General features: G+C 23.9%; 11 protein-coding genes. 2 read left to right on the top strand and 9 right to left on the bottom strand.

The window, feature by feature from the left end:
- Positions 1 to 236 precede the first annotated feature (236 nt).
- Positions 237 to 3,593, bottom strand: coding sequence for an exo-alpha-sialidase (locus ACXX89_RS02300; protein WP_458557521.1), 3,357 nt, complete (start codon positions 3,591 to 3,593; stop codon positions 237 to 239).
- Positions 3,594 to 3,806: 213 nt separating this feature from the next.
- On the opposite strand from ACXX89_RS02300, the gene ACXX89_RS02295 reads away from it, so the two are divergent.
- Both ACXX89_RS02295 and ACXX89_RS02290 read left to right on the top strand, forming a co-directional pair.
- Positions 3,807 to 8,192 (top strand): beta-N-acetylglucosaminidase domain-containing protein, encoded by a 4,386-nt coding sequence (locus ACXX89_RS02295; protein ID WP_458557520.1) that lies wholly within the window; start codon positions 3,807 to 3,809, stop codon positions 8,190 to 8,192.
- Positions 8,193 to 8,206: 14 nt separating this feature from the next.
- Entirely contained in the window at positions 8,207 to 9,712 is a 1,506-nt protein-coding gene (locus tag ACXX89_RS02290) for a hypothetical protein (protein ID WP_458557519.1), read from the top strand.
- Between the two features lie 42 nt (positions 9,713 to 9,754).
- Here the strand turns inward: ACXX89_RS02290 and ACXX89_RS02285 are convergent, their stop codons facing one another.
- From ACXX89_RS02285 to fba, 8 genes are all read right to left on the bottom strand, one after another.
- Positions 9,755 to 10,567: a TIGR00282 family metallophosphoesterase gene (locus ACXX89_RS02285; protein WP_458557518.1), complete on the bottom strand. Its 813-nt coding sequence runs from the start codon at positions 10,565 to 10,567 to the stop codon at positions 9,755 to 9,757.
- Positions 10,568 to 10,590: 23 nt separating this feature from the next.
- Positions 10,591 to 11,574, bottom strand: a complete 984-nt coding sequence (gene recA, locus ACXX89_RS02280) for a recombinase RecA (RefSeq protein WP_458557517.1) — start codon at positions 11,572 to 11,574, stop codon at positions 10,591 to 10,593.
- A gap of 87 nt (positions 11,575 to 11,661) precedes the next feature.
- Positions 11,662 to 12,063 carry a CinA family protein gene (locus tag ACXX89_RS02275; RefSeq protein ID WP_436358804.1) on the bottom strand — a complete coding sequence of 134 codons (402 nt, stop codon included), beginning with the start codon at positions 12,061 to 12,063 and terminating at the stop codon, positions 11,662 to 11,664.
- Complete coding sequence (locus ACXX89_RS02270; RefSeq protein ID WP_458557516.1) at positions 12,063 to 12,893, bottom strand: ABC transporter permease; 831 nt, start codon at positions 12,891 to 12,893, stop codon at positions 12,063 to 12,065. Before ACXX89_RS02270 ends, ACXX89_RS02275 begins: the two co-directional genes overlap by 1 nt.
- 2 nt (positions 12,894 to 12,895) lie before the next feature.
- On the bottom strand, positions 12,896 to 13,684 hold the full coding sequence (locus ACXX89_RS02265) for an ABC transporter ATP-binding protein (protein ID WP_458557515.1): 789 nt from the start codon (positions 13,682 to 13,684) through the stop codon (positions 12,896 to 12,898).
- Positions 13,685 to 13,686: 2 nt separating this feature from the next.
- The gene (locus tag ACXX89_RS02260; RefSeq protein ID WP_458557514.1) at positions 13,687 to 14,514 is read right to left on the bottom strand and encodes an Hsp33 family molecular chaperone HslO; all 828 of its coding nucleotides are present in this window, start codon (positions 14,512 to 14,514) and stop codon (positions 13,687 to 13,689) included.
- 51 nt (positions 14,515 to 14,565) lie between these two features.
- Positions 14,566 to 15,114, bottom strand: coding sequence for a thermonuclease family protein (locus tag ACXX89_RS02255; protein ID WP_458557513.1), 549 nt, complete (start codon positions 15,112 to 15,114; stop codon positions 14,566 to 14,568).
- 13 nt (positions 15,115 to 15,127) lie between these two features.
- Positions 15,128 to 15,994 (bottom strand): class II fructose-1,6-bisphosphate aldolase, encoded by an 867-nt coding sequence (gene fba, locus ACXX89_RS02250; RefSeq protein WP_458557512.1) that lies wholly within the window; start codon positions 15,992 to 15,994, stop codon positions 15,128 to 15,130.
- Positions 15,995 to 16,083 lie beyond the last annotated feature (89 nt).

The following is a 16,083-nucleotide window of genomic DNA, read 5'->3' as shown; positions in this document are numbered from 1 at the left end:
ATCTAGTTTTGAAAGATCTAATTTTCATAATGATTTTGCGTGAAAATCATACAAGTTTAATTATAACACTTTTTTCAAAAAAACCAAATATTTTATGTTTTTTTTATTTTTTATAAAGTGTCGCAAAATTAAATTGCTTTATTATTCTACAATATTTTTGAAAAAATCAAAATATTTTTGTGAAATTTTTTTCTTTTTTATGTCTTTTATATTATATATATAGTAAATTGAAATTACTATTTTATTCATAATCTAAATCTATCGATTTGTATTTCTTCACCTTGCTCTCTTGCACCATCAAATCCTCCATTAAAAATTTTAAAAATTTGAGAAGATTCATATAAAGAAATAAAATCTATATAATCATTTGTTTGGTTAACCACTAAAGGATAATTGTATGCAAAATGCTCTTTTTGTTCATCATCATATTTAAATAATTCGGTTATTTGATCAAAATTACTATTAGCTATGAAAAGTGCTCCATTTCTTCTAGCAACTGTTTTTGGTAAAGCAAATAAAAAGTAATCTTTATTTTTTCAATTAAAATAACTAATACCTGAAAAAACATTTCCATCATAGTTTTGATCAATAACTATATCCTTACCTTTTGCCAAAGAATTTCCATCTGGAGAACTTCAAGTTAAACCACCATCAGTACTTTTTGAAACATAAAATTTGTTTCTGTCTGTGCTTCATCCACCTGCGTTTCTTAAAAATCAATAAATTGCTCCATCATTAGCTTCTATTAGGGATGATTCTGATAAATTTGCTTTAAAACCGGTAGGTTTACTAATTTCATTTCAAGTTTGACCATTGTCATCACTATATAATAAAAACATGTCTGAAAGTGAATACATAGGTATAATTACTCTTCCATTTAAATTAGAATTTTGTTGATGGTGTAATTGAATTCCATTTCCTACTCCAGTTCCAACAAAAGGATGTTCGTTTCTCGAACTACTAAATTTTTCATCCATTCAAGTCAAGTTAGTTCATGTTTGACCGCCATCAAAACTTTCTAAAGATGCAACGTGGCTATTAAGAGCAAGAGCGTAAATTGCATATTCTGGTCTAACCGCTCCACTTTTGTATGGTTCATCAAGAACACTGTGGATTGTTTTTTTAGAATTTAAAATTTCTGGATTATCAAAATCAGTTTCTTGAACATTTTCATAAACCGAACCAGTGATGGTTCTTGTGTCACTGTGATAACTTAAATCCACATATGTGTTAGTTTCTTCTAAAACAGTTCTTTCTGTAAAGCTACTATTAAATCCAACTCCTGCTGGTAAAATGTATCTTCTGAATCAATTTTTTCTTCCATCTACTTCTTTCAAGACTGAAACTCTAGAATCAAATGAGTTAGGATCGTTGAGTTTAGTTCATAGTTTTAAATAAGCATTATTTCCAACGTAAAATCAAGGATTTCCCCTTTTTAAGTTGACAACAGATGTATCTTTTCCAGGGAAAACATCGAAAATTAACTGTAATTTATGTTTATAACTATTGCTAGTGGTATCTAAATATTTTATTTCGCTAATTATTCCATCTATTGCAATTCCACCATTGTTTCTTTTTGGAACTACAATTTTGACTACATCATAATTTTGACTTCAAGTTTTACCATTGTCTTTTGAAATTTTAACTACTTGAGAAATAGAGTTATTATAGTCCCTTTCACTTTCAATTCTTTTATCAGCAGAACTTACTAAATCACCATTTGCTAATTTTATAACACTTGGAATACGATAGGAGTGTGAGTGATCTTCATTGTGTTTAAATAATGTTTCACTAGAAAGTCTTTTTAATTTAAACTGTTCATTTTCAATCACTTTTCCCTTAATGTTGTGACTAATATACGGGTTTTTTAACACTATTATGCTTTTTGAATTATTTTTATTGGATATTTCAAATTTTTCATCAATGTCACTTGTATTTTTTAATACTAAAGCCGTATTATTTAGTACAAAATAAAATATTCCATTATCTTCTGTATAAAAATTTGATTTATCACTTGTTGATAATCTTAAAATTACTGCCTTATTATCAATTTTTATTCCATAATTATCAATAAGTTTTTCATAATTGTTTTCTATCAAATTTACTAAAGCATTTTTTATAGATTTACTTTTTTGTTGGTCAAAATTGTTTGAAAACAAATCATTAAGAAGATTAGTAACTTCTTGATTATTTCAGTTATTTTTTAATTTTAAGTCTACAAAAACATAGTCTTTATATTGTGATTTTTCTCAAGCACTAGAATTTACTAAATCAGGCTCTAAAGTTTTAGATAAAGGAAATTCCACATTAAATTCCCTATTAACACTATCAATATTTAAAGTTTGAAAAGAAGATTCTCCCTTATTTTTGATGGAAACATCTTCTAAAACATAATCTTCCCCTTTTTGGGAATTTTGTATTTTAAAAGATAAAGAATTATTATCTTCATCGTATTCTAAATCAGAAGCATATATTTCTTCGTTTTGTCCATTATTATTTTTAGTAAATTTTAATTTTATACTATCGTTAATTTTACTTAATTCAATTTTTCTTGTATCTAAAACTACTCCATTTAAAACATATGTAAGTTCACTATTTTCATTTTCAAAAGGATTTGCATTTAATTTACTAGAAATTCTTAAATCAAATTTGGAATTAGATTTAAAATGAGTATCAGAATAAGTCTTGAATTTAAAAAGGATGTTTGAAGGATTATTAGAGTGCAAGTTATAAATATTATTGTCAAAATTATTATTGATATTTTTAAATAACTCTTCTGGTTTTTTAACAAATTTTATATCTTCAAGATAATAAGTTTGTCCTGATGATAAATTATTTAAATTTACTTTTATAAAGGTTTTTCCTTGTATTTCGTTTAAAGTTCCTTTATAAATAATATAATTTCTTAAATTATTTTGCTTATAACTAAATTTAAGTTCTAATTGCTTATTATCATCTATCATTATTCCATCTTTTGAATCTAATTCAAAATTTAAAATTGCTGAATTTTCACTTAAATTCGATATTTTACTATTTTTAAAATTTATTTGTGTTAATGAAGGTTGAGACGTGATGGAAATTCCGTTTATATTGATAATTTCTTTATTTTCGTTTTCTTCAATAGTAACTGATTGAACATCAAAATTTCTATTTTTAGTTAGGTTTTTGATATAAAAACTAAGTGTTTTAGTTTGTTCATTAATTGTAAAACTATCTACAAATTGTTCTATTTTATTATTATCCAATAATTTTAATTTAATTTTTTTTGCGGTTATACTTTTAAATCCTGAAAAATTCATAGATAAAATTAAAAGATTTTCATCTTTTTTTAAAATGGAAAAATTAAAAAATTTAACATTTTCTTTATTTTCATTTTGTGTAGAATTACCTTTTTTATCTACAACATCTTTTTTAGAATTTTCATTAGTATTAAAATGAAAATTATTTAAATTAGATAAGTCATTTTTATGATCTTTATTATCATTCTTACTTTGTTTAGAAGTTACAAAAAAATATGTAGAGAGTGAAGCAGATGTTAATGTAGTTCCTAAAAGAGCAAGAATTAATATTGTTTTTTTAGCACTCTTTTTCATATTAAAAATTTTAACACTTTTTATCTATTCGATTAAAAATTATCAAAAAATTACATTTTTTTTATATAAAAATCATTTTTTTGGTTAATTTTAAATATATTCATTATAATTAAAATATAAGTAATTATATTAAAATCACAAATCTTGCAATAAAAATATAAATTTCATATTTTTTAAATTTATCAAAAATAATTTTTAATTATAGGAGTTTTTATGAAAATAAAAATTAAAAATATAATCAAATCTTCTTTTGTTTTATCGCCAATAATTTCTCTTTCCTTTTTCCTTTCTTCAGAGCAAAATACAGATAATCAAAAGAGCAATATTTACAATTTTAACCTAAATATTTTAGCTAAAAATATTCAATATAAAGATAGTTACACAGTAATAAAAAAGAATATCAATTTTGTAACTAGTGAAAGCAAAATTAATGATGAATTAAATTCTTTAATAGATTTTTTAAAAGCAAAAGAATTTAATATTTCCATTTCTTCTAAAATAGAAGAGAATAAAACTAATATTGTTATTTCAAACTCAAATACAAAAAACAATTATATAGTTTCTTTATTTGAAAATTATTCTATTTCTTTTGGATTTCAAACTAATCATAATGATGAATACTTTATTGAAAGTACTGACGCAAATATTTTCTTTTTAGAAGCACAAAACGATAGAGGAATTTACTATGGTATTCAAAAAATTCAAGATATTATTGAAAATAGTGATAATTTGGCTATTCAAAATTTTAAATTAAATGATTTTTTTGACATCCCTAACAGGGTCATTTATGATGATTTAAATTTAAGTATGGAAACAATTAAAAAAAATATTCAAATTTCTAGCAAAAATGGTTTTAATATTTATTCTTTCTTTGATAAAAACAATCCAAAAAATAGCGAAAAATGAAGAGAATTGTATTCTGAAAAGGAACTTCAGTATATAAAAGAACTTTCTAATTTTGCACAAAAACATAATATTGATTTTATTTACAATATTGATTTTTTTCAATATGAAACTATAAATGGTGGAGATAATTATAGTTCTGATTTAGAAATTTTAAAAGGAAAACTTAAACAATTAATTAATATAGGTATTAAATCTTTTGGATTTGTTGCTTCTTCTGAAAATAATTTAACTACCGATCTTCAAGTAAAATCTTTAAATGATTTAACAAATTGACTTACAGAAATAAAAGAAAATTATGATTTAAACGACAACATTTACTACTTTTTAAATAATCCTAGTGATGAATCTATTCCTAATTATGTTTCTAATTTTAATGAAAAAATAAAAATTGTAATGACAGGAAAAGAAAATCACTACAATTTTAATAATGAATTTATTGATAGTTTTAATCGTGTAACTAGTAAAAAAGCTAATATTATGTTTAATACCATAAGTTCCTATAATAAAGGAACTATTAAATGAAATATTATTGATAATAATATTGAAAATAATTTTTTAGAAAAATTAAATTCTTATATTGTAACTGTTTCAAATAATACACAAGTTAATGATTTTTATCTTAAACAATTTAATCTTAAATTTTTATATAATATTCAAAATAAAGAACTCTTACAAAAAAATATAATTAAAAATATTTTAAAAGTAAATTCAATAAATGATAATTCAATTCAGGCATTTTTAGAAACTTACAAATATATTATTAACCAAAATCAAAATGATAATTTTAGTGCTTTATTTGATGTTTTGATTCAAAAAATCAAAAATAAAAACATTACTGAATCAGATTTAAATGAATTGAAAACTATGTTTCAAAATTTTGATAGTAATGTAAAATTATTGTTAAATTTAAATAATGATTTTATAACATCTTTAAAACCTTGATTAACAAAATTATCATTATTATCAAATAGTTTTTTAAATTTAGCTAACTCAATTGTATATAAAAGTCATAATATAATTTCAGAATCTAGTAAAAATCTTGTAATAACTGAAAAAATGTTGAATCAAGCTAAAACAATGGTTTTTAGTGATTCAAATATAAAAATAAATGGAGAATTTGATAAATTTATTCCTTATCTTGAAAAGATAATAATATATTTAAAAAATTCTTCAGAAATTTTAATAAATAAAGATATTCATAGTGTAACTCAAAAATTTATTAGTAATAGAGGTAATAATTCCAATCTTTCTTTAGGTGTGTCTATAGAGAATATATTCAAAAAATCAAATGAATCAGTCGCAGTATTTGATGGTAACAACAATAGAATTAATGCTAATGAATATATAGGTTCAGAATTTTCCAGTCCTATAACTTTAAACAAAATTTATCTAAAAATGGGTGGTGGAGCAGATCATTTTTATAATTTTGTTTTTGAATATCTCCAAGATGGTGAACAAGAATGAAAAAGCATTGGAGATGCTTACGTTTCTAATAGAGGAAATTTTAATCCTATAACTATTGAAAATTTAAATATTCCAAATGTAAAATCAGTAAGAGTTAGAAATTTACAAGATAACAGCGACAATGGATGGATAAGATTATTTAATTTTGTAATAAATGATTATGACGAAAAAGACTCTATTTATGAATGATTCAAGGACGGAGTCTTTAATCAAACGGATTCTCCAAATTTACAAACTCACGGCGGTAATTCAAACAATATTTTAGATAACAACGAAAATACAGAATGATGAATTACATCTAATGGTTCAGGTAATTTTGCACAAAATGCTGCTGTTTCTATTTCATACCCTTCTAGAAGGTATATTACAAAAGTTTTAGTTGAGCAAGGTGCTTCAAAAGAATCAGATACTCTAACTGATTTTCATATTGAATATTTTGATTATGATTCAAATTCTTGAAAACAATTTGGTTCATATCATTTAAATAATAAAAAAAGACAAATAATTTCTGGAATTGGTTTCACAGATAAACTAAGAATAGTTAATGATGTTTCCAGACCTATTTGGTGACGTCTTGGAACTTTTGTAGCAGGCGGAGAACAAAAATCATTAAAACCCGAATTTACTATCAAAAGTCCAAATTTACAAATTGCCAATAGCGAAACCGTTAATAATGAATCTAAAAACAATCTTTTTGATTATATAACTGATAAAGATGATTCCACATATGCCTTAATTTCCCGTATAAACGATAATGGAACCATTAAAGAAAATGACTATTTAGATATTTTATTTAATGATTACAGAGAAATTAAAGCAGTAAGATTATTACAAAAAGAAGGTAATACTTTAAATCATTTTAAAATTCAAAAAATTATTAATAACACTTATACAGATTTAACGCAAGAAATTAATTCCAATAACAATGATGAAATTTCAATTGCTATTCCTGAAAATTCAGGAAAAATGAATGGAATTAGAATTATTTCTACTAGAAATTCTTTAACTTGATGAGCATTAAAATCAGTTGATATCATTAATAAAGAAGTTCCTACAAATGAAAATGTTTTTGTGTCCAACAAAAATAAAAGAAATAATTTCAATGTTCTTGTAGAAAATAATAAATTTACTTTATTAAATGCTGATTTAAGTCAAAACCAAACTTATACATTAGAATCAAATGAGTATATAGGGATTGATTTTAAAAAAATATATAAACTCAAACAAATAGAAAATCAGTTAAATGATCCAAACTTAAAATTGTTCTATTCCATAAATGGTGTAATATGAACAGAAATTACAGATGCTAACAATATAGACACAAATACAAAAGCTAGATACTTAATTATTAGAAATATTTCAGAGGTTAGTCAAGAAATTTCTTTTCAAAAATTAGTCGTTTATACAGAAAATAAGATTGAATTTGGAAAAATCATAGACACTAATCTAAATTCTAAAAATATCGATAAAAAGGTTGAATTTGACAACAATATCAATACAAGTAGAGTTTTTGAAAATCCAAGTGATGGAAAATTTGTAACATATGATTTATCTAAAAATATCGATATTGATTCAATAAAAATTTTCAATTCTAAAGAAAGTTATGATTTTCCAAGATTTATAAGTGTTGAAGTTTCTAGTGATAAAATCACTTGAACAAAAGCTTTTGATATTAGCGATGATTCAATAAATAATAATGCAAAACTATCTGAAACCACTTTTGGTTTAAACGATCCTAAATATCCTGATTTTAAATATTGAGAATCTTCTGATTTAAACTTATTAAATGTAAGATATTTAAGACTAAAAATAACTCATAATTATCCAGAAAATAAAAAATTAGAAATAAATGAAATTATCATCAATGATCAAAGTTCGCCAAAAGATGAGTACGATTTTAACTTATCCGGAACTAACCTAGATAGTAATCCTAATCTTATGTTTGATAAAGATTTGACAACAAGTTTTATTCCTACAAATTCCAACGGAATTATCAAAATTGCTTTAAATTCTGATGATATTAAAAATAAAATGGTTAGAATTTTAAGTGAAAATACATCTAAAAATGTTCAATTTAAAGCAAGGATGTTTAATCTAGAAAGTAACTCTGAAAAAGAAATTTTAATTGGTTCATTAGTTAATAATTTAATGTTTTTTAACTTACCTTCTAATATTAATGAAAAAATTATCGAATTAATAATTGAATGGAATGATTTTAACCAAATATAAACGAAATTTCCTTTATGAACAATTCTAACAATGATAGCAGCAATGCTAAAAATTCTTTAAGAGAATTTATTAACAACCAACCTGAAAACTTTGATAATTGAACAGATGAATACAAAGATAAATATAACGAAATAAAGGAAAACTCAAGTATTGCTTTAAATTCCAAATATCTTTTAGATGCTACTTTTATAGATTTACAAAACCATTTAAACTTTATTAAAAATAAGGCTGAATTAGTAGCTGATTATAGTCCAATAAAAGAATTAATTGATAACAAAATAACTAATATAAATGAATTTTATACAGAAAATTCCTTTATAAAATATAAAAATAGCATAACAGATGCTGAAAAATTATTAACAAAAAGTACTAATATAAATAATTCTAAATTAGAGAAAATTAAAAATGAAATTAATTCAGCAAAATCTCAATTAATTTTCTCTATAAAGCAAAAATCAATAGCTTATGAAAATTATTTCATATATACTAACTTGGAGAGAGTTTTATACACTACTGATTCAATAAAAAATTTAGATATTGTAGCAACTGATTTGAAAAAATTACTAGATACAGTCGAAACTCATCCATCAACTTTTTTAGTTGCTAACAATTCTTTTAAAGAAAAAATTAATTTATTAAAATTAAATGAAAGTGGTGAAAAACTAAAAGAATTAAAAAATATTTTATTTGAAGCTGAAGCCATAAAAAAAGAAGATTTTAAAAACTGAACAACTTTACTTACTCATCTTCAAAATGAAATTCAAAAAACAAATGATTTAATTCAAAATAAAAATAAAACTTTTTCTTCAATAGAAGAGCAAATAAATATTCTACATAAAACTATTAAAGAATATGAAAAAGAAAAACAAAAGAAAATTGATTCTTTAAAAACTCATATTGATAATAATTATTTATATTTAAAAGATTATTTTATTAAAGAAACTTTTGCAAATTATAAACAAACATTAAAAAATATAAATAATAAAATAAATAATTTAGAAATTTCAGAAACTAATATATCTAACAATTTAACAGAAATTAAAAGTTCTATTAGTCAATTAAAAATTGATGAAAACTATCTAAAACAACAGATAAATTTAGTTAAAGAAAAAGAAGTTCAAGATTGGTTGAATCAAGTTTATAAAAACGTTAATACTCATCAGCAATCTCTTAAATTTTTAGATGATCTATATAATTACCAAAATCCAGATTTCTTAAAAAGCATAAACGAATATAAAGATTTATTAAGAAAATCAATAGAATCAATAAAAGACAAATCATTATATAACTCGTTATTTTCTAATATAAATAAATCTTATAATAAAAATTCTTTAGACAACCTAAAAGAAGAAATCATCAATTACAATAAAACATCTGAAAATAAACAAACTGATAAAATTAGTAAAACAAATAATATTACATCTATAGCTTTAGGTACAACTTTTGCTTTATTATCCATTTTTACATTAGGTGGATTTCTTATATATTACTGATTTTGAAAAAAGAAAAAATTAAAATAAAGTTATTTAAAAACACAAATCAAAAAGGATTTGTGTTTTGTTTTACTTGTTTAAAAAAATTTTTTCTATTTGGTTTAATTTTTTATTTTCTTTGTTTAATTTTAAAAATACTGCATTAAATTGTACATCGTTATCAGAAACTTTGAATCTTACTTTTTTGTTAAATCTCATTTTTTCATAAACTTCTTCAAAATTAGCACCAATTGCACTATTTTTGGGTCCCGTCATACCGACATCACTAATATATAAAGTTCCATTGGGTAGTTTTTTATCATCATTAGTTTGAACATGTGTATGAGTTCCTAATAATGCATCAACTTTTCCATCTAAATATAAACCAAAAACATTTTTTTCAGAAGTTGTTTCAGCATGAAAATCTATAATATGAAAATCTTCGGATTCTTCTTGTTTACTTATTATTTCATCTATTGCATCAAAAAAAGAATTAGCTTCATCTTGTTTTCAAGGAGAGTTTAGTTTATTAAATGTTTTTCCAAGCATAGAAGTGACTCTAATATTAAAACCATTTATGGAAAAAACACTAGAACCAGAGCCAGGATAATCACTTGTTATTACGTTGTAAGGTCTTAAAACATTTTTATTATCAATAATTTTATATATATCTTCATTTGCTCAAACATGATTTCCAAGTGTAAAAACATTTACTCCGATTTTCATCATCTTTTCATAGTCTTCAGAATTTAGTCCTTTTCTTCCTGAAACATTTTCAGATTGAGCGATAATTAAATCTATTTCATATTTTTCTTTAACTACTGGTAAAAATTTTTCAATACATTTTATTCCAGGAGTTCCAAAAACATCTCCAATAAACAATATACCTATTTCTTTTTTCATAATAAATATATTTTATAGCATTTTTAATTTTCTTCTAATTTATCTAATACTTTTTGTTTAATTTCTTCAAAAAATGATTGAGAATTTTCTAAATATAATCTTAAATTTACTTTTCCTTGTGCTATATTTTCTCCATTATATGAGTATCAAGCACCTTTTTTTATTAAAATTCCAAAATCTTCAGCTAATTGTGCAATTTCAGCATATTTTGAAATTCCTTGAGAAAAAATAATTTCCACATTTGCTGTTTTAAAAGGTATAGATAATTTGTTTTTTACTACTTTAATTTTTACAAGGTTTCCTGTTATATCACTTCCTGTTGTTAATTGTGTAGATTTTCTTACTTCCATTCTAATAGAAGAATAAAATTTAAGTGCTCTTCCACCAGGGGTTGTTTCAGGATTACCGAAAATTACACCAACTTTTTCTCTAATTTGATTAATAAAAATTACAGTTGTTTTATTTTTATTTAAAGAACCAGTAATTTTTCTTAAAGCTTTTGACATCAAACGAGCTTGAGCACCTATTGTTTGATCTCTCATTTCTCCATTTAATTCTGCTTCAGGAACTAAAGCAGCCACAGAGTCAACAACTATTAAATCAATTGCACCTGTTCTCACTAAAGTATCAACGATTTCAAGAGCTTGCTCTCCAGAATCAGGTTGTGATAAAATCAAATTATTTATATTTATTCCAAGATTTTTTGCATATGTTGGATCGATAGAATGTTCAGCATCTATAAATGCTGCTATTCCACCATTTTTTTGTATTTCTGCTATTGCATGTAAACTAATTGTTGTTTTTCCTGAAGATTCAGGACCAAAAATTTCGATAATTCTGCCTTTAGGAAAACCTTTAATACCTAAAGCATGATCGATAGCTATAGAACCTGAAGAAAAAGTTTCTGTATCTACTGGAGGTTTTTCCCCTAATAACATAATTGATTCTTTACCGAATTTTTTTTCTATTTCATTTAATGCTTCTTTTAAAATTTTATTATTTTCCATATTTTTCACCTCTATTAAAATTTCTTAAAATTTACTTTTCTATTGATAAAAAAACAAAAATAGGAAAAAACGTTGAATTTTCCTATTTTAAGATTTTAATTTTAGAAATTTTTCATAAGCAAAATCTACTGCTTGATTAATTATTTGTTCTCTATTTCCGCTTAATAATAAAGGAAAAACTTCATCATTTATAGCTATATAAACTTCGCCTACCGCTTTATTTTCCATAACTGTTGGTCCTGCATTTCCTGTAAATGAAATACAAAAATCTACATTAAAAAATTCTTTGCCTTTTAAAGACATATTAAGTGCAGTTTCTGAATTAACCACACCTTTTGATGTGTTAACACCTAATTTTTCCTTTATTTCATTTTGGTAGGTCACCAATGAACCTTTGAAATATTTAGAAGCACCTGGTTCTAAAACCAATCTACTTGCAAATGCCCCACCTGTAAAAGATTCTACTGAAGCGAATGTTTTTACTTTCATTATTCACCTCATTTAAATTTTTTAACAGAAATTAAAATGAAAATAGCTGCAATAGTTATTCCAATTATTGGAAATCCAAAACTTTGTCATCCCATGTTTTCATATAAATTACTATATCCACCATTTTTGAAAACCTCAAATAAAGGATCTGTGGAATATTTTGTAGGAACTAAATATGAAAAATATTTAATAGCTGGTGCATATTCTAAATTAGGTTGTCCATTACCAAAACCACCAGATAAAAAGGAGATAGGGAAGAAAATTAAATTAGCTACTGATGATGCTCCAATTGTGCTATTTATAGTAGAAATTATTAAAAATCCCATAGAAATTGAAATTAAGAAAACAAGGGCAATTAAAGGCAAAATGCTTAATAATCCTATATTAAAACCAATTCCAAAATCTAAATATTTATTAAAACCAAGTAATAAGGAACCTAATAAAGGAACTCAAATAATTACAAATAAAGTTCATACAAATTGGTAAAACAAACTAGCAATCATAAAATGTGTTTTACTTATATTGGCAGAACCAATTCTTTTTATAAGTGTTGATTTTTTGAAATCAACTATTATTGTTGAAAAACCTATTAATCCATTAGAAATAATTGTTGAGATTAAAACTCCAACAATTATTGATTTAGCTAGTGAATATATTTGAGTTTCAATGGTTGCTTGAGGTAAACCTGTTTTTTCTAAACTAGATAGTGTGGTTGAATAAGTTACATTTCCTAAAAGTAAGAAAACTAAAAATGGTCAAAAAACAGTAAAAAATGGACCAAAAAATCCTTTTCAGTAATAAGCATTAATTAATTTAAAAATAGCTTTCATATTTATCCTCTTTTTCTTAATTTTTCCTTTATTTTAGTTAAAAAACTTTTATTTTTTGTTTTTTCGTTTTCCTTTTGTTTTTCATCTTCTTCTGAATATACTGTATCAAAAAACTCATCAACAAATGTATCTATATTTCCCTTTGTTCTTAGTAAATTATCAATTGTTTCATTTACAAAAATCTTTCCTTTATTTAATATCACAATTTTATTACACATTTTCAATGCTTCAGAAGTATTATGAGTAATTAAAATTAGTGAACAATTAACATTCGCCGCTAAATAATCCATAACATACTGTCTAATTTCTCTTCTTATTTTAATATCTAATCCTGTTGATAATTCGTCCAAAATTAAAAAATTTGGTTTATGTACAAGTGATAATAAAATATTTACTCTTTGTTGTTGTCCACCGGACAATGTATAGATTTGTTTATTTTCTAATTCCTTTAGTCTAAATTTCTTTTTTAAATCTTCAACATACTCTTGACTAACTTGTTCTCTACCATAACTGTCAAGATAAAAATCAATCAACATTTTTACAGTTATTCCATGCGGATATTTAGATTCTTGAAATTGAATCCCTAATTTTAGATTTTCATCTCATCAAACTTCACCAGATGTAGGTTTTTTGATTCTTGCTATGATTTCAACAGTGGTCGATTTTCCTGAACCATTACCACCTAACAAAGCTATTCTTTCACCTTGATAAATATCAAAGTTAAAGTTTTCTAAAACTTTTTTATGTCCATAAAACTTATTTATGTTTTTTAATGAAATAATTTTTTTCATAATTATTTAAAATCCTCTCTATAAAAATAGAAATTTTCTTTACAAAAATGACATTCTACTTCTATTTTCCCATCTTCATTCAGAATCTTGTCAATTTCTGTTTTTTCTATTAATTTTAATGAAGATAATACTTCTTCTTTATTAAATTTACATTCTCAAAAATACTGTTTTTCCTGTAAAAACGTTGCTTCCATTGAGTCTATATATTCATCTAAAGACATATTATCTAGATTATTATTTTTTAAAAAGTTTTCAATTCACACGATATCTTCTTCTGTGTGGCTTGGTAATAATTGAAAAATCACTGAATAAACTCTTTCAAGTGTTTGCTTGTTTTTAAATTTAACACTTGAAATTATTGCTGTATATATTTGTTCAGAAACTTTAAAATAATAGGCTAAATCTGTAACAATATCTGACTTCATTAGTTTAACTTCTCCACCAAAATGTTGAGATCCATTATTTCTTGTAATTCTTAAAAATCCATCATTACCTAAACCAAGAACAAGCGGTATATTTTCAAAATCTGAATCATCTTTTTCTGTAACAATATCATTATTATCTAATAAAGCCCTTAATGAACCTTCTGTTCTTGATTCAACAATCAAATTTTTTATTGTTCCATTTTCACTTTTAATAAATGTAGTTACTTTTCCACTTTTTATTGATAAAATCGAAGAAAGTGGACCAAAAACAGAAATCGCTTTTGCCAAAACTAAAGCTGGAAATGGATTACATTTTTGCACTTCAATATTTCTTTGTGCTGATTTTGTTAAATCAGAAACTATTATCCTTATATTATTCTTTATAAAAATTTGAACTTTATCCATAATTTCAAAATTATACCACTATTATTTTTTTAAAATATAAAAACTATTACCTTAATATAAGGCTTTTTCAACTTCTTTTTGTGATGAATAAAATTTTCAAAAACCTAACTTGTTTTTTTGAGCATAATGAAAATCAGAAAGAAGTTGATCATAATAATCAATATCTTCAGTATAAAAAGGAGAAGTTTTATCAATTGAAATGTATCTGACTATTACTAGACCGTTTCTTAATAATTGACGTCCTATATCAATATTATTTATAAAAATTTTAGACACATTTCTTTTATATTTATCTTTTTTAATAATTTGAATTTGAATTTCTTTTTTATCAATCTGTTTTCTTAAAAAATTTCTCGCTAAAAGAGCATAATAATGTTTATTCCCTTTTGTTTCAACCCCATCTCTATCTTTTATTTCTGGAGCGTCTATTCCAAAAAATCTATACCTTTGATTATTATTATCTGTAAATGTATCACCATCATAGACTGAATTCACAAAATAGGTTTTTGTTTTTGTTTCAGTCTTTATAGAGCATGAAACTGTAAAAAAATTAAAGAATAAAAAGAAAATGAAAAGGATTTTTCCTAAAATTTTCCGCATAAAAAAATAGAGTCTATTTAACTCTATTTTCTGATCCAAATTCTTTAATTTTTTCAATTACTGTTTGTCTCATTGCTGCTGTTCCTGGAGCATATAATTTTCTTGGATCAAAGTTTTTTCCTTTTTTAGCTTCTCCAGATTCAACATATGCTCAAATAGCTTTAGCATTTGCTTGTTGTAATTCAGTGTTTACATTAATTTTTGCAATTCCTAAAGAAATTGCTTTTTTAATTTGATCGCTTGGTATTCCTGAACCACCATGTAGAACAAGACCAATTTTTGCTTTAGCAGAAATTTCTTGTAAAGCCTCAAAATTTAATGATTTTCATGAAGCAGGGTATGGACCATGAATATTTCCAATTCCCGCAGCTAACATATCAATTCCTAAAGCTGCCATTTTTTTAGCTTCTTCTGGGTTTGCTAAATCTCCATTTCCTACGATTCCGTCTTCTTCACCACCAATAGTTCCTACTTCAGCTTCTACAGAAACTCCGTGTACTAAAGCAAGTTTGGTTAATTTTTTAGTATTGTTATAGTTTGTTTTAAAGTCAGAATGTGATCCATCATACATTACTGAAGTATATCCTTCTTTTATAGCTTTAACACAAGCATCATATGAACCATGATCAAGGTGTAGAGCTACTGGGATTGTTATTTTTAATTCACTAATTAACCCTGTAACCATTCCATAAATGGTTTTAAAACCACCCATATATTTAACAGCACCTTCTGAAGTTGCAAGAATTAAAGGTGATTTCATTTCTTGAGCTGCTAATAAAACTGTTTTTGCTCATTCTAAATTATTGATATTAATGTGTGGAATAGCATATTTTCTTTTATATGCATCTTTCATCATTAATTTTGCGTTTACTAAACTCATTTTTCTCCTTGTTTATTTTTATTATGCTTATTTAATTATATTTTATTTTTGAAGAAAATTATATAATTTAATAAAAAAGTATTTTTTAA

The sequence above is a fragment of the Mycoplasma sp. 1012 genome, assembly GCF_054343455.1.
This window is presented reverse-complemented; position numbering and strand designations above follow the sequence as displayed.